21 protein-coding genes are annotated in these 19,294 nt (G+C 61.6%); 11 read left to right on the top strand and 10 right to left on the bottom strand.

Annotation, left to right across the window (positions count from 1 at the left end):
- Positions 1-28: 28 nt before the first annotated feature.
- From FXB40_RS39025 to FXB40_RS39005, 5 genes are all read right to left on the bottom strand, one after another.
- Positions 29-814, bottom strand: a complete 786-nt coding sequence (locus FXB40_RS39025; protein WP_187437453.1) for an amino acid ABC transporter ATP-binding protein — start codon at positions 812-814, stop codon at positions 29-31.
- Between the two features lie 165 nt (positions 815-979).
- Positions 980-2,077 carry an amino acid ABC transporter permease gene (locus tag FXB40_RS39020; protein WP_148777575.1) on the bottom strand — a complete coding sequence of 366 codons (1,098 nt, stop codon included), beginning with the start codon at positions 2,075-2,077 and terminating at the stop codon, positions 980-982.
- Complete coding sequence (locus tag FXB40_RS39015; protein ID WP_148777574.1) at positions 2,074-3,195, bottom strand: ABC transporter permease subunit; 1,122 nt, start codon at positions 3,193-3,195, stop codon at positions 2,074-2,076. Before FXB40_RS39015 ends, FXB40_RS39020 begins: the two co-directional genes overlap by 4 nt.
- Before the next feature lie 7 nt (positions 3,196-3,202).
- Positions 3,203-4,213 (bottom strand): amino acid ABC transporter substrate-binding protein, encoded by a 1,011-nt coding sequence (locus FXB40_RS39010; protein ID WP_148777573.1) that lies wholly within the window; start codon positions 4,211-4,213, stop codon positions 3,203-3,205.
- 115 nt (positions 4,214-4,328) lie between these two features.
- Positions 4,329-4,997, bottom strand: a complete 669-nt coding sequence (locus FXB40_RS39005) for a helix-turn-helix domain-containing protein (RefSeq protein ID WP_187437452.1) — start codon at positions 4,995-4,997, stop codon at positions 4,329-4,331.
- A 2-nt stretch (positions 4,998-4,999) separates the two neighbouring features.
- Between FXB40_RS39005 and FXB40_RS39000 the strand changes: the two genes are divergently transcribed.
- The gene (locus FXB40_RS39000) at positions 5,000-6,142 is read left to right on the top strand and encodes a threonine aldolase family protein (RefSeq protein ID WP_187437451.1); all 1,143 of its coding nucleotides are present in this window, start codon (positions 5,000-5,002) and stop codon (positions 6,140-6,142) included.
- Between the two features lie 233 nt (positions 6,143-6,375).
- Entirely contained in the window at positions 6,376-7,551 is a 1,176-nt protein-coding gene (locus FXB40_RS38995; RefSeq protein ID WP_148777570.1) for a diaminopropionate ammonia-lyase, read from the top strand.
- Between the two features lie 159 nt (positions 7,552-7,710).
- On the opposite strand, the gene FXB40_RS38990 is transcribed toward FXB40_RS38995, so the two are convergent.
- Positions 7,711-8,811: a Fic family protein gene (locus FXB40_RS38990; RefSeq protein WP_148777569.1), complete on the bottom strand. Its 1,101-nt coding sequence runs from the start codon at positions 8,809-8,811 to the stop codon at positions 7,711-7,713.
- A gap of 261 nt (positions 8,812-9,072) precedes the next feature.
- On the opposite strand from FXB40_RS38990, the gene FXB40_RS38985 reads away from it, so the two are divergent.
- On the top strand, positions 9,073-10,167 hold the full coding sequence (locus tag FXB40_RS38985) for an HD domain-containing protein (RefSeq protein ID WP_148777568.1): 1,095 nt from the start codon (positions 9,073-9,075) through the stop codon (positions 10,165-10,167).
- Between the two features lie 10 nt (positions 10,168-10,177).
- Here FXB40_RS38985 and FXB40_RS38980 read toward each other — a convergent pair whose 3' ends face one another.
- Complete coding sequence (locus FXB40_RS38980; protein WP_148777567.1) at positions 10,178-11,752, bottom strand: ATP-dependent acyl-CoA ligase; 1,575 nt, start codon at positions 11,750-11,752, stop codon at positions 10,178-10,180.
- 128 nt (positions 11,753-11,880) lie between these two features.
- Entirely contained in the window at positions 11,881-12,291 is a 411-nt protein-coding gene (locus FXB40_RS38975; RefSeq protein ID WP_148777566.1) for a VOC family protein, read from the bottom strand.
- Between the two features lie 128 nt (positions 12,292-12,419).
- Between FXB40_RS38975 and FXB40_RS38970 the strand changes: the two genes are divergently transcribed.
- The 4 genes from FXB40_RS38970 to FXB40_RS38955 all read left to right on the top strand — a co-directional run bounded on the left by FXB40_RS38970 (position 12,420) and on the right by FXB40_RS38955 (position 15,067).
- Positions 12,420-13,394 carry a Bug family tripartite tricarboxylate transporter substrate binding protein gene (locus FXB40_RS38970; protein WP_148777565.1) on the top strand — a complete coding sequence of 325 codons (975 nt, stop codon included), beginning with the start codon at positions 12,420-12,422 and terminating at the stop codon, positions 13,392-13,394.
- Positions 13,395-13,496: 102 nt separating this feature from the next.
- Positions 13,497-13,961: an ArsR/SmtB family transcription factor gene (locus FXB40_RS38965; RefSeq protein ID WP_148777564.1), complete on the top strand. Its 465-nt coding sequence runs from the start codon at positions 13,497-13,499 to the stop codon at positions 13,959-13,961.
- Complete coding sequence (locus tag FXB40_RS38960; RefSeq protein ID WP_246208240.1) at positions 13,961-14,305, top strand: SRPBCC family protein; 345 nt, start codon at positions 13,961-13,963, stop codon at positions 14,303-14,305. Before FXB40_RS38965 ends, FXB40_RS38960 begins: the two co-directional genes overlap by 1 nt.
- A 27-nt stretch (positions 14,306-14,332) precedes the next feature.
- On the top strand, positions 14,333-15,067 hold the full coding sequence (locus tag FXB40_RS38955) for a DUF899 domain-containing protein (RefSeq protein WP_148777562.1): 735 nt from the start codon (positions 14,333-14,335) through the stop codon (positions 15,065-15,067).
- Between the two features lie 159 nt (positions 15,068-15,226).
- On the opposite strand, the gene FXB40_RS38950 is transcribed toward FXB40_RS38955, so the two are convergent.
- Positions 15,227-16,483, bottom strand: coding sequence for a S1C family serine protease (locus tag FXB40_RS38950; RefSeq protein WP_148777561.1), 1,257 nt, complete (start codon positions 16,481-16,483; stop codon positions 15,227-15,229).
- Between the two features lie 200 nt (positions 16,484-16,683).
- Between FXB40_RS38950 and FXB40_RS38945 the strand changes: the two genes are divergently transcribed.
- From FXB40_RS38945 to FXB40_RS48395, 4 genes are all read left to right on the top strand, one after another.
- On the top strand, positions 16,684-17,301 hold the full coding sequence (locus FXB40_RS38945) for a hypothetical protein (protein ID WP_148777560.1): 618 nt from the start codon (positions 16,684-16,686) through the stop codon (positions 17,299-17,301).
- Positions 17,288-17,662 (top strand): winged helix-turn-helix domain-containing protein, encoded by a 375-nt coding sequence (locus tag FXB40_RS38940; protein ID WP_187437450.1) that lies wholly within the window; start codon positions 17,288-17,290, stop codon positions 17,660-17,662. The genes FXB40_RS38945 and FXB40_RS38940 overlap by 14 nt, the downstream gene beginning before the upstream one ends.
- Before the next feature lie 30 nt (positions 17,663-17,692).
- Positions 17,693-18,433: a di-trans,poly-cis-decaprenylcistransferase gene (locus FXB40_RS38935; RefSeq protein WP_148777558.1), complete on the top strand. Its 741-nt coding sequence runs from the start codon at positions 17,693-17,695 to the stop codon at positions 18,431-18,433.
- A 134-nt stretch (positions 18,434-18,567) separates the two neighbouring features.
- Positions 18,568-18,735, top strand: a complete 168-nt coding sequence (locus tag FXB40_RS48395; protein WP_187437461.1) for a hypothetical protein — start codon at positions 18,568-18,570, stop codon at positions 18,733-18,735.
- Between the two features lie 50 nt (positions 18,736-18,785).
- Here FXB40_RS48395 and FXB40_RS38930 read toward each other — a convergent pair whose 3' ends face one another.
- Positions 18,786-19,178, bottom strand: a complete 393-nt coding sequence (locus FXB40_RS38930; protein ID WP_148777557.1) for a hypothetical protein — start codon at positions 19,176-19,178, stop codon at positions 18,786-18,788.
- Positions 19,179-19,294: the final 116 nt, after the last annotated feature.

Genomic DNA, 19,294 nt, shown 5'->3' with positions numbered 1-19,294 from the left:
GGCGCCCCCGTCCGATGGTCTCTCCGAACTAGCCGGCTTGCGTGTGCAAAACCTGACCGAGGAATTTCTTGGTGCGCAGGCTTTGCGGAGCATTGAAGAACTGGGTCGGGTGAGCGACCTCGACGATCTCACCTGCATCCATGAAGATCACCCTGTCGGCCACCCTGCTCGCAAATCCCATCTCGTGAGTAACGACAAGCATCGTCATGCCGCTCTCGGCCAGTTCTACCATGACATCCAGCACCTCGCTGACCATCTCGGGATCCAGCGCTGATGTCGGCTCGTCGAACAGCATGATCTTTGGGCTCATGCAAAGCGAGCGAGCGATGGCGACCCTCTGCTGCTGGCCGCCTGAGAGTTGGATCGGATACTTCTGCGCTTGCTCAGGGATATGAACGCGCTCGAGAATTGTTCGAGCGGTCGCCTCCGCCTCCGCCTTCGAAACGCCGCGTACCCTGGTGGGCGCCAGCGTGCAGTTCTCGAGAACCGTGAGATGTGGGAAGAGATTGAAGCTCTGAAATACCATGCCGATTTCGCGGCGGATGCCGTCGATACCCCTGAGCCCGCCATGGACCGTTGTCCCGTCGATGATGATCTCGCCGGCCTGATGCTCTTCGAGCTGGTTCAAGCATCGAATCAGTGTCGACTTCCCGGAGCCTGATGGACCGCAAATGACGATGCGCTCGCCACGTGACACGGAAAGATTGATACCGCGCAGAACCTTATAATTGCCGTAGGACTTTTCGACGTTGCGCATTTCGATGATCACGTCGCCGATCTCATGACTGGCAACTGAAGGCGCATTCTCCGACATGGCGGCATCCTGAACTAATGGCTAAAAAGACCGATCGCAGATGATCTGCGTTCGTCGTACGGGGACCGTGAAGCACCTGCCCCTGCAATGACGAGCGGCTGGAGGCACTGGCTTCCATATCAGCCCCGGCATTTGTGAATGTTTGAAGCTGCGGACCTTCAATCCCTACGATTGGCTGCCGGCGGTGACGATCGAAGCGAGGGCGACGGGCGTGATGGCGTCGTCGACCTTCGCAGGTCTCTCCAGGCGCGACGACAGTCGCTGCCCAAGAATAGACACTGCCGTGCACATCAAGAAGTAGGTGAGGCCGACGACAACGTACACCTCGATGAAATTTCCCCGCCAACGAACATCGATCAGCGCCAACTTTGCCGAGTTCATGAAATCGAAGATTCCAAGCACGGCCAGGAACGAAGTGTCCTTGACGATTCCCACTGCCTGATTGACCAGTGAGGGAGCGCAAGCCCTGAAGGCCTGGGGCAGCACGATCAGGCGATTCATGTCCGTCCAGCGCAATCCGAGCGACTTCGCGGCGTCAAATTGGCCACGCGGTACGGTCAGCAGGCCGCCGCGAAAAACCTCCGATATGTATGCAGCATTGAACAGGACGATCGCCGTTGCAGCTCCATAGAGCTTGTCGAAGCTGGAAAATCCGGAGAGGAAAAGCGGCAGGACCAGAGTTGCAAAGAACAGCAACGAGACAAGGGGCACGCCCCGGATCGATTCGACCAGGACGAGAGCCAGGGAGCGCAGCATGACGCGGCCGCTACAACGTGCGAGGGCAACCGCAAGGCCGATCGGGAATGAAAACAAAATTGCAGCTTCAGACAACAGGAGTGTGAGCGGCAGTCCGCCCCAGTCGTGGGGCTCTACGTAAGTCAGGCCAAAGAGGCGACCATCGAACAGGCCCGTTGCGATGACCAAGGCGATCGCCCAACTGCATGCCAGGGCCGGCAAGCTGGGGCGGATCAATGGAATAACGAACGCTCCGAGGAGAACAGCAGTCGCGACCGAAGGACGCCAGATCTCGGCGAAAGGATAGGTGCCGAACAAGACCAGCTTCCACTGGCTCGTGATGACCGCCCAACATGCGCCGCTTGCCGCCCGGCAGTCATCGGGGCTCGCGGTGATAAAAACCGACTTCAAGAGACCCCATCGCAATAGACACGCAATGATCAGCGCCAGAATGCCGAGTCCGACCCAGCGGCGCACCGCAGAGCTTCTCTGAGTCCGGATTCGATAGACGTCCTGAATAGCGCTCATCTCGGGGCGCGCTCCGCCGGTTCACCGAAAACGCATTGCGAGACGAAAGATACGGCCAGCGAGATCGCAAGATAAGTCGCCAGGATTAGCGCAATCGCTTCTACGGCCTGACCGGTCTGATTCAATGCCGTGTTCGAGACCGTCACGAGATCAGGATAGCCTACCACGATGCCAAGGGACGTTGCCTTGGTGACGTTGACGTACTGGTTGACCATCGCTGGCGCGATACCGCGGGCGATTTGCGGGGTCATGACGAGGAAGAAGAACTGCGTCCGGGAAAGGCCAAGGGCGAAGGCGCCTTCGACCTGGCCGCGCGGAAACGATTCGATCGAGCCACGAACGATCTCCGTCACGTAGCCACCGGTGTAGAACGCGAGCGCAAGCACGAGCGCGCAGAATTCCGGCGTTATGACCCAGCCGCCCACATAGTTGAAGCCGCGCAGGACGGGCGCATTCATCGGCAAGAGGAGAAGCCAAACGAAGATGCCGCCGATGATGGATGCGGCGAGCCATGATTTCGACCAGCGCCCCATGAACAAACGAGTTACCACAATCATGCCGATTGCCGTCGCCAGTCCGATCGCAGGCTCGATCAGACCGCCATGGCCCTGAGGAATAGGTAGGATCAATCCGCGATTGCTCAGAACGATGGAGCCGAACGTGAATGCACCACGCGGGGGCGGGAGGCCTTCGCGAAACAGAGCATACCAGACCACGAGATGGAGAAGTACCGGCACGTTGCGTGTCAGGCCGACATAGCGCTTGACGGATGCTCGCCCAAACTCTCCGCCGAACGCCAGAACCAACCCGGCGCAGAGTCCAATGAGGGTGATGAGAATGCCGATTGCAGTACTGGCGACGAGCGTGTTGACGAGACCCACGAGAAGCGCTCGTCCGATGGTCATTTGCGACGAATAACGAATCCACGTTTCGCCAATCTCGAACCCTGCGGCTTGCGACAGATACCCGAAGCCGCTCGCGATGTTTCGAGCCCGGAGATTTGCCGACAGATTGACGGACGCAAGCGCAACGCCGCCGAAAATCAAGATAAATAGCAGGAGTGAAGCGATCCGCTCCGCTCCAAAACCTCGCCGCAGGAGTCGGCTCAGAGACTGCATATTGTCCTCAGCGGAACGACGGGGCGAAGATGAGGCCGCCGTCGCGCCAACTGCGGTTCGGGCCGCGCGGCAGGCCGAGTGCACTCAGATTGCGATTGTAGAATTCGTTGTAATTGCCGATCGCAGCGACGACCTGTGCCGCCCAGTCGTTTGGCAGCCCAAACGCCTTTCCAGCTTCTCCTTCAAGTCCTCGCATTCGACGGACTTCGGGGTTATCGCTCGCTACATTCGTGTCCTTGATGGTGTGGCTATCGACGCCGAGCTCATCGGCGTCGATGATGGCATTCACCACCCAACGCACGAGCGTCAGCCATTGGTCGTCACCTTGGCGGACCACCGGAGCAAACGGCGACTTCGAGATGATCTCGGGCAGAATGACCCAATCCTCCGGTGACTGGAAGCTGCGCACCTTCATTGCCGCGAGGGCCGTCAAATCCGTTGTGTAGACGTCGCAGCGGCCGGAATTGAGCGCGGAGACGATCTCCTGCTGCGATTCAATCATGACCGCCTTGAACTGCATGCCGCTCCTGCGGAAGTAGTCTGCGGCGCCTGGCGCAGCGTCCGATGCAGGCTGCAAACAGACGCTCGCGCCTTCAAGCTGCTTTGCCGATGTGACATTCAGCTTCTTCGATACGACAAAGCCCTGGCCGTCGTAGAAGTACGGATTGGCGAAGATCAGCCCCAGCCCGGTATCGCGCGAGAAGTTCTGGGTCACGGCATAGATCAGGACATCGATCGTGCCGGATTGCAGCGCGACGAAACGTTGAGTGGGGGAGGTGGTGACAAAGCGAACCTTGGCGGGATCACCGAAGATCGCAGTCGCGATGCCCCGGCACAGATCTGCGTCCATGCCGCGAAAAACACCCTGGGCATCGGGCGCCGAAAAGCCGAGCAGCGCGGCCGTGACGCCACAGTTCAAGACGCCGCGCTCACGCACTGCGGTCAGTGTGGATTCCGCCTTGGCGTCAACAGCAAAGAAAGCAGTGACAAGTGCCAGCGCGATCGCGAAGCCTCGCATTTTGTTCTCCCCTTTGAAGCAACCAAGCCTACGGCTTGAGCAAAAGGCGAGTCAACCGTAATTTTCTAGTAAGAAAAAGTTTTTCGATCGAGAGCTACATCTAAATTCGGACTTCTCAACCTCGCGCCGACCGACGAGAGGGGAGAGAGGCATCTATGAATTCTTCTGCAGTGCGTTGCTTGTGCTTGGGATCGTAGCAGATCGAGAGCATGCGCGCAGGACCGGGGCTGCACGCGACAAAGGCGTGGCGCATGCGGCTATCGATGTAGGCGCTTTGACCCTGCTTCAATCGAAACGGAGCGTAGTCGGAAAGGCGAACTTCGATCTCACCTTCGAGCACGAAAATGAACTCTTCACCGTCGTGCTGGCTCCAATCGGAAGGATTAGGCAGTCCTCGCGCCCGGATCTCCATTTCCAGCGGCACCATCGCCTTGTTCGCCAGATCGCTGGCGTGAACGCGATAGTCATAGCGGCTGCTCTTGAACTTCAGGACCTGACGTTCGCGCGTGATCGTGCGGCGAGCTGAGGTCGCCTCCGGACGGTCACCAGAGATCAATTCCTCGAAGGAGAGTTCCAGACCCTCGGCGATCCGTTTCAGCGTGCCGTACGCTGGAGCGGCTTGTCCGGTCTCGATCTTTGAAAGGGTGGACAGTCCCACGCCGCAGAGTTTCGAGGCGGCCTGAAGGGTTAACTTCCTCTCGAAGCGGATCGCGCGCAATCGGTCGCCGATGCTGACCTCAGGAGACGTTGATTTCGAGCGACGGCTGGAGGCGGGGGCTTGCACTTGTGAATTTTCCAACTAGAAAAGAATTTCCCTATAGTCGGTCATTCGCCTGTTTCGGTCAACCCGGTATCGCCAAGAACACCATGAGCAGTATTGTCAGTTCGGTCCCAAGGTTTGATCTCGATCTTCGCAGCGACATCGTGGCTCCGGCATCGGCTGCCGTTGCCAGCGCTGTCGCAGAGGCGGCGCGCAGGCCAGGCGAGTTCGCTTGGCGGGAGGATCCGATCGAGCGGGCCCTCGAACATCGTGTCTGCGATATCTTGGGTAAGTCTGCGGCGGCGCTTTTTCCAACGTGCACTGCTGCGAATATCGCAGGCCTTTTGGCCCTGGGTGCTCGCGAGCGCGCTCTCGTTCTGGAGGATACGTGTCACCTCATGACAATTGAGATGGCAGGCCTGGATTGGCTTGCAAGGCCGCGCGTTCTCTCCTACGCCCAGCACGGCGGCAGGCTTGATCTCGCCAACGGCTTGGATCAGGCGGATGCGATTTTCTGCCTTGAGAATACGCACAACCGGCGAGGCGGAACGGTGCTGAATGCTGAGGAAACCCGTGAAATCGCACAACAAGCCAAAGACAGGGGGTGGAGCGTCTTTCTCGATGGGTCGCGGCTTTGGAACGCCTCGGTAGCGTCGGGCGATTCGCCGGCCTCGCTTGCCGCCCCCGTCGACGTCGTGAGCGTGAGCTTCAACAAGGGTCTAGGAGCCCCGAATGGTGCAGCCTTGGCCGGAAGCAAAGAGACGATCAGGGCGGCCGTGGAGACGTGGCGTCTTTTGGGCGGGATTTGCCGGCCCAGCCACGTGCTGGCCGCTGGAGCGCTGGCAGCGCTCGAAGACATTCCGCTTCTGGGCAAAGATCATCGTCTCGCACGAGAGACGGCCTCCGCCATCGCTCTGCTCGGCGGCTTTTCTGTCGCCCAACCGCAGACAAATATCGTCCTGATTTCGGGGGATGAGCTCGGTTTCGACGGAACCAGGCTGTCCGCCTCTCTCGGCCAGGCTGGTTTGGGCTGCCTCGCCTTTGGTCCGCGACATGTTCGCCTGGTCTTTCATCGCGGCATCCCTCCGGACAGCGCGCCGATGATTGCTGATATCTTTCGTAAGATAGCCGGGGGCCAACAGAACGATCGAGTATCGGGCACTCACTAAGGCAGCATGGACTCCGGTTGCCACTTCCTTGTCGTAGGACATCGGCCAACTGCTCCCTGCGTGAGAGCTGCTTTACACCACGCAAAGGTCGTCTTGACTGGGCTGATGCGGGCCTCGCCTGGAGACATCGGCTCGGCCTCTTGCCTTGCAGATTTTGGCGTCGCATATTTTTCTTTCTAGAAAATATTTTTTGATATACCAATAAGCCGAACTCGTCCAATTCAGGAACGTCTATGCCCGATCATCTTTGGACGCGGTCCTCTCCGATAGAAGCCTTCGGCGCAACGGAGGCCGCAGTCATTAATCCGGCCTTGGCTGCTGCGGCGGAGAAGGAGATCAGCAGTTGGTCGCACTACCAACCCAGCCCGCTATACAGCCTGGGAGAATTGGCAAGAGCGTGCGAAGTGAGGGCGATCGACTACAAGGACGAGGGAAACCGCTTCAATCTCGGGAGTTTCAAGGCTCTCGGCGGTGCCTATGCGGTTCGCTCGATCGCCCAACGTGCACAGGACGGAAGCGGCCGAGGGACGACCGTCGCTTGTGCGACGGACGGCAACCACGGCCGATCAGTTGCTTGGGCTGCTTCGCGCTTTGGCCTCAGCGCCGCGATTTACGTTCACTCCGAGGTCAGCGAACGTCGGAAATCGGAAATCGAGCGTTATGGTGCAAGGGTTCACCGCGTCGGTGGCGTTTACGACGATGCGGTCAGGCAAGTCAAACTGGATGGGGAGCGCTTTGGCTGGACGATCGTTTCGGACACATCCTACCCAGGGTACACGGAGATTCCATCCATTGTCATGCAGGGCTACACGGTCATGCCTGCGGAAGCGGCGCGTCAACGCGAAGAGCTGCCGACCCATGTGTTCTTGCAGTGTGGGGTGGGCGCGTTGCCGGCTGCGATCTGCGCATATTACCGGGCGATTTACGGAGACGCCGCGCCGAAGATCGTTGTCGTCGAGCCGGATAACGCCGCGTGTCTGCTGGCCTCGGCGCGCGCGGGAACGCTCACCGAGTTGAGGGGTGACATCAGCACCGTCATGGCCGGCCTGGCCTGCGGACGTCCCTCGATGCTGGCGTGGGAGATCCTCTCCCGAGGCGCATTCGGCTTCATGTCTGTGCCCGACACCGAGGCGGTTCAGGCCATGCGGTTGCTCGCATCCGGCAACACGGGAGCCGCACCTATCGTCGCCGGCGAGACCGGCGCAGTTGGCCTCGCAGGCTTTCAATTTGCGAACAGATATCCGGAAATGCGTGCGCGCCTTGGAATCGACCGTTCGAGCCGGATTATGGTGATCGGCACGGAAAGCGACACAGATCCCGAGCTCTATCGTCGGATCATGAACCTGCGGGAGGACGAGGTTTCCTCCTTCTGCGAAAATCGCGCCTGGTCGCGCGCCGGGTCTTCGTAGCACGCCGTGTCTTTGCGGTCTTGGGTCGCCGTAGCCTTGGCGAAGCCAGCAGGCGGGGCATCGCGTACGCACGATGATGGACTTGTCTCGCTGTTTTGCCCGACTCCTCAAATGTCGCCGGGAGCGATGCGGCCTGTCCCTATCCGACCCATCGCGCGCTTACGGCACCAGCGAATAGCTCGTACTGCGGCCACCGGCGGCGTCCCTCTGAAGGATACTCTTGTCGATCAGATCCTCGATGTCGCGAGCAGCGGTCGCTTGCGAGACTTTGACGATCTGGGCCCATTTCGACGACGTGAGCTTGCCCTCAAAGCCATCGAGCAGGCGGTTCAGCATCAACCGCTGGCGATCGTTGAGGGAGCTCGCGCGATGGCGCTCCCAGAATCTTGCCTTGTGCAGCACGTTTCCGATGATCAACTCGGCGCCGTCGAAAGCGCGATCGAGACAGCCGAGGAACCATTGCAGCCAATTGGTGATGTCGAGCGTTCCGCGCTGGGTTCTTTCGAGGATGTCGTAATAGGCATTGCGCTCTTTGTGGATTTGAGACGACATGCTGTAGAAGCGCTGCGCACTCTGTTCCGAACGCGCGAGGACGAGATCGGTTATTGCGCGCGCAATACGGCCATTGCCGTCCTCGAACGGATGAACGGTCACAAACCAGAGATGAGCAACCGCGGCCTTGATCACAGGATCTGAGTCCCGATCGGCGTTGAACCAGCCGAGGAGTGCGCTCATCTCATTCTCGAGCCGGTTGGCCGCGGGTGCTTCGAAATGAACGTGCTCGCGGCCGACTGGCCCGGAGACGACCTGCATGGCGCCCGACTGTTCCGTGCGCCACCCGCCAGCGACTATTTTCAACATGTCGCTCCGACCCGTCGGGAACAGGGCGGCGTGCCAGCCGAACAAGCGCTCGGCGGTGACGGGCTGATCGAATTTCTGGGTGGCGTCGAGCGTCATGTCGACGACACCCTCGACGTTTCGTTCGACAGGCGCGAGCGCGCCGATATCGATGCCGAGCCGGCGGGCGATCGACGACCGGACCTGATTGCGATCGAGGATCTCACCTTCGATCTCGCTCGATTTGACGACGTCTTCCGTGAGCGTCTGGAGCGAGGCTTCTGCCTTCAAGGTGAAGCCGAGATTTTCCATCCGGCCAAGCAGGCGGCCCTGCTTGTGACGTACCTGGGCCAGCCGCGCCGCCAGCCGGTCTGCGCTCCACTGAAACGCCGGCCAGTCGGGTCTGTCGTGGATATAGACCATATTCTCTGCATCCTATGACGAGAAAATGGGGGCTATTCTCGTCATGGTCAAGCTATTCTCGTCACCTTTCGATGAGAATGGTCTGGCCCGTCTACTGTGCATGGGGTTGTTTTCGCAGTTTTGCTGAAGCCCCGCGGAACCCGAAATCCGTAAAATTGCGCCCAAATCCGACAGGTTCCATTGAGCACGCCTCTTAAGGGCCGGAGAACCTGATCCGGCTTAGGCTGACGCCAAATACACTCCCGTGCCTTTGGGGAAGCCATGAACGCGCCAGCCAAATCCGCCGCCAAACGCCGGCTTCTGCTCGCCTCCGACCGGAGCGATGCGAGCACTGAGCTCGCCAGCATTTTGAAGGCAGTCGGCGATGTCTCGACGGTGACGACGCAGGAGATCCCTGACCAGCCGTCGCGCGAACTCTCCGGCCTCGTGGTCGACATCAACCTGCGCTCGCCCGAGAGCGTGCAGCGGGTGCGCAACAAGCTGCGCGCCGAAGGCTATCGTTCGATGCCGCGTCTGTTCGTGCTGGCCGATGCCCTGCACCACGGCACCATGCAGGCCTGGGCGCTCGGCGCCACCGACACGATCTCGCGGCCGCTGCAGCCCGAGGCGATCCTGCAGCGCATCCGCGCCGCATTCCCGGACACGGCGACCTATGACGCGACCGATCGCGGCAAGACGCTCAACCGCGGCGTCGAGGCGGCGCATGCGGTGCTGAAGAAGATGTTCGAGAAGCTGCCGCTCGGCGTGCCCCTGACGTTCGACGACGTCATCGCCGCCGAGAGCAAGATTTTGAAAGCGATCAAGCACTCGTCGCTGCGTGAATGGCTCACCACGGTGGGCTGCCACCATGTCGGCAGTTATCGCCACTGCCTGTTCGTCACCGGCTTTGCGGTGTCCTTCGCGCAGCATCTCGGCATGCGCGAGGACGACCAGCGCCGGCTGACCCGTGCCGCCCTGCTGCACGATGTCGGCAAGGCCTTCGTTCCCTCCGTGCTGCTCGACAAGCCCGGCAAGCTCACCGACGAGGAGATGGCCGAGGTCCGCCAGCATCCGCGCCGCGGCTATGACGCGCTCGCAGCCCAAGGCGGCTTCCCGCCGGAAATGCTCGATGTCGTGCTGCATCACCACGAATTCCTCGACGGCAGCGGCTATCCCAACGGGCTGTCGTCGAACCAGATCAGCGACATCGTGCGGCTGACGACGATCGTCGACATCTACGCCGCCCTGGTGGAGAAGCGCGCCTACCGGATGCCGTTCACCCACTCGCGTGCCTTCACGATGATGGAAGGCATGGGCGGCAAGCTGGATCAGCAGCTGCTGCAGGCGTTCCGCCCGGTGGCGCTCGGATCGTTCTGATCCGCCGCCGCTACCCCACCATCTTCCGCAACTCCGCCTTCGCCACCTTCTCCAGCGTCGAGCGCGGCATGTCGTCGACGAGCCTGATCTCGCGCGGCACCTTGAAGTCGGCGAGGCCCTTGCGGCAGGCCGCCATCACGCGGTCCTGCAGGTCCGGCGCCGCGCCCGCGACACCGCCATGCGGGATGATGAAGACGACCGGCACCTCATCCAGCATCGGATGCTTCTTCGCCACCACCGCGGCCTCGCGCACGCCGGGCACGATTGCGATCACCTGCTCGATCTCGGAGGCCGCGACGTTCTCGCCGCCGACCTTCAGCATGTCCTTGGCGCGGTCGCCGAACCTGAGGTAGCCCTTCTCCAGCCGCGTGATGCGGTCGCCGGTGATGAAATAGCCGTCCTCATCAAAGCTCTCGCGCGTCGCCTTCTCGTTGTGCAGGTATTCAGCGAACAGCGACAGGCCGACAATACCCTTGATCGAGAGATTGCCGGTGTCGCCGGCTTCGGTCGGCCGTCCGTCATCATCGGTGATGCGGATCTGATATTCCGGCGCGGCGCGGCCGATCGACATCGGGATGTTGGGCTGGTCGACCTCGCCGATGATGCCGTGGGTGATGGTCTCGGTCATGCCCCACCAGCCGATCATCTTGACGCCGAACGCGGCAAACGCCGGCGGCTCGTTGATCGCGGTGCCCCACAGGCGGAATTTGTGGTCCCGCGGGATCTCCTGCTCGAGCAGAGCCTTCATGCAGAACGGAATCGTCGAGGTCCAGGTCGAGCCGTGCTCGCGCGCGACGCCCCAGAACCGGCTCGCGGAGAAGCGCGGCTGAATCACGCAAGTCGCCCCGACCCACAACGTCGCCAGCATGGAATAGGCCAGCGCATTGGTGTGGAACAGCGGCAGATAAGTCTGGTGCACGTCGCCGGCGTGCAGGTCTTCATGCTCCGCATTGATCTTGGCGCCCCACAGCGCGTTGGCGTGGGTCCAGAGCACCGCCTTCGGCCGCGATGTCGTGCCTGACGTGTACTGCACGCTGCATGGCGCCAGCGGATCGGTCGCGCGCTTCGGCCGGTCCGCGCTGTCGGCGAACAGCTCGTCAAAACGGTCGCCGCGTGAAATGGTTTGCGCGGCGCCCGCATCGTGCGAGGTCACCGCCATCCAGCGAATGTTGCGGCAGTTCTGCGCGACGATCTCCGCATAGGCCGGCTGCGTGATCGCGGCGACCGCGCCGCAATGATCGGCGAAATATTCGATCTCCGCCGGCGCCGACCGCGTGTTGGTGGTGACCGCGATGGCGCCGAGTTCGACGCAGGCAAACCACGCCAGCAGCGCCTCGATGCAATTGTCGAGATGAATGAGCACATACTCGCCGGGCTTGATGCCGCGCTTCGACAGCCCCGCCGCGAGCGCGCCGACCCGCTCGTGAAACTCGCCATAGCTCCAGCGCCGTGCCGGTGCCTCGAACGGCGCCCAGATCAGGAATGGATGGTCACGGCGCACCTCAGCGCGCATCCTCAGCAGCCACGGCACGTCGAGCCCGTCGAACGGGCCGACGATTCCAGCTGCGGTCTGTTGACTGGACATGGATCCCTCCCGTGCAGCCTGCATCTTGATGGCGGCTGCCTTTTGATTATTGCGTCTTCCTGCCATCGGATGGCGCGGGGCGCAAATCACGGGGAGGAGCGGGGCCGTCAGCACGTCTTGGCGGCGTGCTAATCCTCGTACGACGAAATCTCGATCAGGCTGCCATCCGGATCCCGGCAATAGACCGAGCGCAGCGTGCCGCGGGCGCCCTGCTTGGGCACCGGACCTTCCTCGATCGCGACGCCATGTGCCTTCAAATGCGCCACCACCTCGTCGGGTGTCGCGGAGGTGAGGAAGCACAGATCCTCGCTGCCGGCGGTCTGGTGGTCGGCGGTGAACCACTCCACCTTGTCGGCGTCGCGTGGCCGGACGTTGATCTTCTGTTGACCAAACTGAAGCGAGGTCCGCGGCGCTTTGCCGCCACCGGGATCGAACACCTTGACTTCCATGCCGAGGATATTGCGATACCACTCGGCGGTAATCGCGACGTCGGCGACGTTGATCACGAGGTGATCGAGGGCCTGAACCTTGACCGGCATGCCTTATCCTTTCGTCGCCATGAAGCTTGCGCACTTTCCGCGCGTGGCGGGCTTTGTTACAACGCCGCTGACGCCACGATCAAGAACAACGCCCCCTTTTAAGAACAACACTTGGGAGAACCCTTGAGATGATCACTCGCCGTTCCGCGCTCGGCCTGCTTGCCGCCACGCCTCTTGCAGCCAGCCCGCTGTCGAAAGCCTTCGCCGCCGACTATCCGTCCCGGCCGGTGAAGTTCGTGGTCGGCTATCCGCCGGGCGGCGCCACCGATATTCTGGCGCGGCTGATCGGCCAGCGGCTGTCGGAAAAGTTCGGCCAGCAATTCGTGATCGAGAACAAGCCGGGCGCCGGCAACAATATCGGCACCGAATCCGTTATCAACTCCGAGCCCGACGGCTACACCGTGCTGCTGGTCAATCCGGCCAACTACATCAACGCCACGCTCTATACGAATCTCAAGTTCAACTTCGTGCGCGACATCGCGCCGATCGCCTCGTTCCAGCGGACGCCGAATGTGATGACCGTCAACAAGGACGTGCCGGCGCAGACCGTCGCCGAGTTCATCGAGTACGTGAAGGCCAATCCCGGCAAGGTGAACATGGCTTCCTCCGGCAACGGCACCTCGGTGCACCTGTCCGGCGAGATGTTCATGTCGATGACCGGCTGCAAGATGCAGCACGTGCCCTATCGCGGCGCGGCACCCGCGATCACCGACATGCTCGGCGGCCAGGTGCAGGTGATCTTCGACAACATGCCCTCGATCATCCAGCACATCCGCTCCGGCTCGCTTCGCGCGCTCGGCGTCACCACGGCGCAGCGCTCGCCGCAGCTGCCGGACGTGCCCGCGATCGGCGAGACCGTGAAGGACTACGAGGCGAGCGCGCTGTTCGGCATGGGTGCGCCGAAGAACATGCCCAAGGACATGATCGCCAAGCTCAACAACGAGATCAATACGCTCATGAAGGAGCCCGACATGACCAAGCGCCTGGTGGAGCTCGGCGGCGACCCGCTGGTGCTGACGCCGGAGGCGTTCGGCCAGGAGATCGAGGCCGAGACCGCGAAGTGGAAGAAGGTCGTCGAGTTCGCCGGCCTCAAGGTGGAATAACGATCTCAGGAGTGACCGTGAATGGAGCCCCGCCGGAGGCGGGGCTTTTTTCTTGCGTGCTTCCCGCTTGACGGGATGGCGTTTGCGCCTATACTAAACCTTATGGTTAAGTATCAGGACGAGACGCTTGATCGTACCTTTGCGGCGCTGTCCGATCCGACGCGGCGTGCGCTGCTTGCGCGTCTCGGCGAGAAGGAGAGCCTGTCGGTGAGCGATCTGGCGGCGCCGTTTTCGATCTCGCTGCCGGCGATCATGAAGCATCTCGACGTGCTCACCGATGCGGGTCTGATCGTGCGTGAGAAGACCGGGCGCACAGTCTCCTGCAGGCTCACCGCGCAGCCGATGGAGCAGGCGATGAACTGGCTCAATCGCTACGCGCAATTCTGGTCCGAGAGTTTCGATCGCCTTGCCGCCTTTGTGGAGGACAAACCATGGCCAACGCAGCCGTCAACGCCGATCCCCGCAGCGCCGAACGCGCAACCGAAGGTCCAAGCCTCACGCTCACGCGTCGGCTCCGCGCGCGGCCGGAAAAGGTCTTCGCCGCCTGGACGCAAGCCGAGCAGCTAGTGCAATGGTTCGGACCGCCGAACATGAAGCCGGCGACGTTGGATGCCGAGCTCGATGTTCGCTCCGGCGGCCGCTACCGCATCTCGTTCACGCGCGAGGATGGCGAATATTTCGAGGCGGGCGGCCTCTATCGCGAGGTCGTGCCGAACGAGCGGCTGGTCTTCACCTGGGCCTGGCATTCGACGCCGGAGCGCGAATCGCTGGTGACGATCACGCTGAAGCCGGACAGTGCCGGCACGCTGATGATTTTTCATCACGCCCAGTTCTTCGACGAGACCGCGCGCGACAACCACCAGCGTGGCTGGAGCTCGTTCTTCGACAAGCTCGACACTTTCGTCGCCTGACCTCAAGGGGACCTCAAGGAGGACATCATGCAGCAACATCAGATCGTCTCGCGCGAGCAATGGGTCGCCGCCCGCAAGGCTCATCTTGCGCATGAGAAGGCGTTGATCCAGGCCCGCGAACGCCTTGCCGAGGAGCGCCGCGCATTGCCATGGGTTAAGGTCGACAAGAGCTATGCGTTCGACGGGCCGAACGGCAAGGTCACGCTCGGCGATCTCTTCAAGGGCAGACCGCAGCTCGTGGTTCAGCATGTGATGTTCGCGCCCGACTGGGAGGCCGCCTGCAAGAGCTGCTCGTTCTGGGCCGATGGTTTTGAGCGCATGGTGCCGCATCTGGCGGCGCGCGACACCACCATGGTCGCGATCTCGCTGGCATCAGTCGACAAGCTCGAGGCGTTCAAGCAGCGCATGGGCTGGAGCTTTGACTGGGTGTCTTCAGGCCACAACGACTTCAACTATGATTACGAGGTCTCGTTCACGCGCGAGCAGATCGATCAGGGCGCCCCGAAATACAATTTCGGCACCACGCCATTCTATGGGCCGGAGCTGCCCGGCATCAGCGTGTTCTATCGCAACGAGGCCGGCGAGATCTTTCACACCTATTCCTGCTTCGCCCGCGGCCTCGATATGATGAACGCGGCCTATCAATATCTCGATCTCACCCCGCTCGGCCGTCACGAGGAGGGTCTGCCCTATCCGATGGACTGGGTCCGCCTGCGCGACCAGTATGAGCCGCAGGCGAAGGGCGCATGCTGCCACGGGTGAGGGGGGCGGCTGCGCTGGTCCCTACAATAAGGTGTCATCGCCCGACTTGATCGGGCGATCCAGTACTCCGAGAACGCAGCGATAGAATCGACAGGCCGCGGCGTACTGGATTCCTCGCCTTCGCGGGAAGGACAGCGGTGATTGACGCGGCAGCCCGCTCTACTTCTTCGCGTCCGCCTGCTCCGTACCGGTACACGAGATCAGCATCGTGTAGGCCCGCGCATTGCCGGCGATGTCGGTGGTCTTCAGCTCGCCCTTCGGCTCGGCCGTCTGGTACGGCACTACGGAATTGTCGAGAAAGTCGCGCAGTGCGCCGGTCTTGATCGCGAAGTTGATGTTTTCGGGGATGGTGCCGGTCGCAGCGGCGATGCGCAGTACGGGGATCTTTGCGGTGACCACGCCCACGATCTGACCAGTGGTGTCGAACAGCGGGCCGCCGCTGTTGCCGGGCTGCACGGGCGCACTGATTTGCAGGAAGCGCGAATCGTTGCGCATGCCGCTGAGCGAGCTGACGATGCCCGTCGTCACGGTGAAGTCCGAGGTGAGCAGTCCGTGGAAGGGGAAACCGATCGCGACGACGGAATCGCCGGATCGGATCGAGCGGTCGCGGATCCGGGCAAACTCCTTGAATGTCGCGGTCGACGGCGCCTGCAAAAGGGCGAGATCGTTGTTCACGTCGCTCGACACGACGCGCAACACCATCGCGGCCTCGCCGGTGAGATTACCCTTAAGGTCGCTGCAACCGTCGATCACATGGTTGTTCGTGACGATGTGCCCGTTGGAGCTGACGACGAAGCCAGTGTCGAAGCCGGAGCTACTCTTGGCCTCTCTGCCGGGCTTGCTGGCAGGCGGCGCGCCTTGTTTGTCCGCCGTGGCTGCCGGTTTCGCCGCGCCTTTGGTGAAATCGCTGGCCTTGCTGAGCCCGTCGGCCTTCACGCGGGTCACGCAATTGGCCAAGGCTGCGATCACCGGCCCGGTTGAGGCCAGGTCGAAATTCAGGACTGTACGGCCGCTCGTTGCGACCATCAGGCTCGCCTTTTGGAATGTGCGCACTACATTGACAGGCATAATGGCCGTGAGCATGTTGGATTGATACGCTGTGGCGTAAAGCCTGGCTTGCTCCTGCCCGTCAAAGGTCACGTCGATCGCGGCGTTCTCGCCCTTGTTGAAGTGATAGCTGGGGCTCGCAAAAGCCAGCGACCATGTGCCGGCTGCATTTTGGCTGACGACGAGGATGACACCGCTCGCATACGGCGTTGTTGCGGCGCAATGCGAGAAGGCGCCCGTTTCATCATTGCTGAAAGCGCCACCGATCCAGTTGCCGACATTGACGGAGCCGAACGGTCCCGCCGCATGCGCCAGTTCGCCAAGACTCAGTTGCAACAGAGCCGCAACGACAAACGATCTTAACCACATAACTTCCCCCCGGAACGCTTCGGCCGCATCTTAACTGCGCGGGCAGGTGGCGCGCAACCGGCAGTTGTCCGATCGGGTCGCGTCCCTTGCGGACGACTTTCAGGCTTGCCTTTACTTTGTAGCGCGGTATACTTTGCGATACAAAGTGATCGGGCAATGCCGGTCCGTGAACTGGGTGGAGCGGAGTTTTGGCGTTGCCGATGCGCGATCTCGACAAGGCACTGGCCGACATCGTGGCGATCCGCAGCCAGATTGCGGCCGGTACGGCGTTCCGCGGTTACGGTCCGGCGACGATGGCTGCGACCGGTGCTGTCGCGCTTGTCACCGCAATCCTGCAATTCTGGCTGCTCGGCGATCCCACCGGCGCGCCGCTCGGCTTCTTTCTCGGCTGGTTCGTTGCGGCTGCGCTGTCCGGCCTGATCATCTGGATCGAGATGCGCGCGCGTTCGCGTCGTCATCATTCGGGCCTTGCCGACGCCATGATCCACCAGGCGGTCGAGCAGTTCTTGCCCGCTGGCGTCGCCGGAATCCTGCTCGCGGTGGTGATGTGGAAGTTCGCGGCCGAAACGCTGTGGCTCCTGCCGGGGCTGTGGCAGATCCTGGTGTCGCTCGGCATTTTTGCCTCGGTCCGCTCGTTGCCGCGCAGCGTGGCATTTGCCGGGGCCTGGTACTTCATCTCGGGTTTTGCAGTGGTGGTGCTGGCGAGCCGGACTCACATGCTGTCGCCATGGACCATGGGACTACCTTTCGTGATCGGCCAGTCGGTGATGGCGGCCATTCTGTATGTCGCGTCCGGAGAGAATGATGTCGAAGAGTGACAGCGCGCCTTTCTCCTATGAAGGGCTCGACCGTGTGATCCACGAGAAGGCGAGGCTCGGGCTTCTGACCTCGCTGATGGCGCACCCGAAGGGGCTTGCCTTCGCCGATCTCAAGCAGCTCTGCGGCCTCACCGACGGCAATCTCAGCCGGCACCTCGCCGTGCTCCAGGAGGCCGGCCTGGTCGAGGTGACCAAAGGCTACGAGGGCAATCGCCCGCACACCACTTGCCGTCTGACCAAGACCGGCCGCCGCCGCTTTCTCGACTATCTCGCCGTGCTCGAGCGTCTCGTGCGCGATGCCGCCAAGGCCGCCGGCCGCGAGGCACCGCCACTTGGCCGCCTCGGCATTCTCCCGACCTGATCGTCCCCCTTTTTGACTGGAGGCTTTGCAATGCAAAGTGACGTCACGTCCCACAATGAGAAGCTTCATGTCGGCATCATCATGGACGGCAACGGACGATGGGCGACGCGGCGCGGCCTGTCGCGCCTGCGCGGCCACGAGGCCGGCGTCGAGACCATCCGCCGCATCGTCGAGGTCGCGCCTAAGCAGGGCATCGGCACGCTGACGCTCTATGCGTTCTCGACCGACAATTGGCGCCGGCCGAAGGCCGAGGTCGCAGCGCTGATGACGCTACTGCGGTTCTATCTTGCCAATGAGGTGCAAAGCCTGGTGAAGAACGGCGTGCGGCTCAACGTGATCGGCCGCCGCGACCGCTTGCCGGACGGCATTGCCACCGCCATCGCGCGCGCGGAGGCGGCCACTGCCCACGGCACCTCGCTGCACCTGCGCATCGCCGTCGATTATTCCGCGCGCGATGCCATCCTGAATGCCGCGGCGAAGGCGGCCGCGCTGACCAGCCTCACCCGCGAAGCCTTCTCGCAATTGGTTACCGGTGAGGCCGGCTTGCGTGACGTCGATCTCATCATCCGCACGTCAGGCGAAAAGCGCCTGTCGGACTTCCTGCTTTGGGAAGGCGCCTATGCCGAGCTGCATTTCACCGAACGGATGTGGCCGGAATTCGATGCGGGCGATCTCGCCACGGCGCTCGCCTCGTTCCACGGCCGCGAGCGGCGCTTTGGCGGCCTTCAGGCCATCATGCCTGAGGAGGTGCCCTCACTTTCTCGGGTGTGAGGCTGACCAAGCGGAGCCGAGCAAGGGGTCTCCGCAGCAGTCACGCACGATGTCTTCGGGTTCAGTCGGGGGATTGGGCTTCTTCGTAGAAGTGGGACGGACGATCACGCCAACCAAAGCGGGAGCGAAAGTCCATGCGTGTTCTTCTTATCAACGTGCCTCATCCCTCGATCGGAAGCCGGATTCCGGACGATCATCTGCCGCCGCTCGGCCTGCTTGCGATCGGCGGGACCGGCGAATGCCAGTTTCTGGCTGTCGCTGGATTTGTGCAAGATTTATTGCAGCTTGAGCAGCGTCCCTGACGGCCGGGTTTTGATCTGGGCGATCGCTTGCGCGGCTGCAGTGATATAGATCATCGGCCGCCCCCTGCCGAATTCAATTCTTGAAATGGCTCATGTGCAAACATCACCCCAGTGAGATTTGGTCCGACCCACTCGGAGCGAGGAATATTCGCGAGAAGAGGGCTATCGAGTAGCCCTTCGGAAATCTCTGAAATTATGATGCGCGCGCCTGCTTGTGAGATGCGTGCGATATCGGATTCGTTGATCCAGATCTTGCACACCGGACCTAAGTTGCTCTCACTATTCGGATCGTCCTTTTGTTTGCCAACGAACGCTCCTGCTCGATAAGCGTGAAATTCAAAGGCGAGACCGTGCCCGGAAAACTCGAAGATCCATACTCCGCGCGCCGAAGCGCCAAAGAAGCCCAGCTTCGTTTTCGCGTCGTTCTGAACGTAATATTGCACTGGCTACTCCGAAGGATCGAACCGATCAGGCCAATCCCGAACTCCGTGGATCTCATGAAAGAACTGCCAAGTCATCGTTTTGCCCAACTTTGTTCGATGGAACAGCTAAGCTGTCG

The organism is Bradyrhizobium rifense (genome assembly GCF_008123425.1).
Taxonomy (GTDB): domain Bacteria; phylum Pseudomonadota; class Alphaproteobacteria; order Rhizobiales; family Xanthobacteraceae; genus Bradyrhizobium; species Bradyrhizobium rifense.
This window is presented reverse-complemented; position numbering and strand designations above follow the sequence as displayed.

Coding starts and splice junctions, on each gene's coding strand:
- FXB40_RS39025 (WP_187437453.1), bottom strand. CDS start 814: ATGTCGGAGAATGCGCCTTCAGTTGCCAGTCATGAGATCGGCGACGTG.
- FXB40_RS39020 (WP_148777575.1), bottom strand. CDS start 2,077: ATGAGCGCTATTCAGGACGTCTATCGAATCCGGACTCAGAGAAGCTCT.
- FXB40_RS39015 (WP_148777574.1), bottom strand. CDS start 3,195: ATGCAGTCTCTGAGCCGACTCCTGCGGCGAGGTTTTGGAGCGGAGCGG.
- FXB40_RS39010 (WP_148777573.1), bottom strand. CDS start 4,213: ATGCGAGGCTTCGCGATCGCGCTGGCACTTGTCACTGCTTTCTTTGCT.
- FXB40_RS38995 (WP_148777570.1), top strand. CDS start 6,376: ATGCCCGATCATCTTTGGACGCGGTCCTCTCCGATAGAAGCCTTCGGC.
- FXB40_RS38990 (WP_148777569.1), bottom strand. CDS start 8,811: ATGGTCTATATCCACGACAGACCCGACTGGCCGGCGTTTCAGTGGAGC.
- FXB40_RS38985 (WP_148777568.1), top strand. CDS start 9,073: ATGAACGCGCCAGCCAAATCCGCCGCCAAACGCCGGCTTCTGCTCGCC.
- FXB40_RS38980 (WP_148777567.1), bottom strand. CDS start 11,752: ATGTCCAGTCAACAGACCGCAGCTGGAATCGTCGGCCCGTTCGACGGG.
- FXB40_RS38975 (WP_148777566.1), bottom strand. CDS start 12,291: ATGCCGGTCAAGGTTCAGGCCCTCGATCACCTCGTGATCAACGTCGCC.
- FXB40_RS38970 (WP_148777565.1), top strand. CDS start 12,420: ATGATCACTCGCCGTTCCGCGCTCGGCCTGCTTGCCGCCACGCCTCTT.
- FXB40_RS38965 (WP_148777564.1), top strand. CDS start 13,497: ATGGTTAAGTATCAGGACGAGACGCTTGATCGTACCTTTGCGGCGCTG.
- FXB40_RS38955 (WP_148777562.1), top strand. CDS start 14,333: ATGCAGCAACATCAGATCGTCTCGCGCGAGCAATGGGTCGCCGCCCGC.
- FXB40_RS38950 (WP_148777561.1), bottom strand. CDS start 16,483: ATGTGGTTAAGATCGTTTGTCGTTGCGGCTCTGTTGCAACTGAGTCTT.
- FXB40_RS38945 (WP_148777560.1), top strand. CDS start 16,684: ATGCGCGATCTCGACAAGGCACTGGCCGACATCGTGGCGATCCGCAGC.
- FXB40_RS38940 (WP_187437450.1), top strand. CDS start 17,288: ATGTCGAAGAGTGACAGCGCGCCTTTCTCCTATGAAGGGCTCGACCGT.
- FXB40_RS38935 (WP_148777558.1), top strand. CDS start 17,693: ATGCAAAGTGACGTCACGTCCCACAATGAGAAGCTTCATGTCGGCATC.
- FXB40_RS48395 (WP_187437461.1), top strand. CDS start 18,568: ATGCGTGTTCTTCTTATCAACGTGCCTCATCCCTCGATCGGAAGCCGG.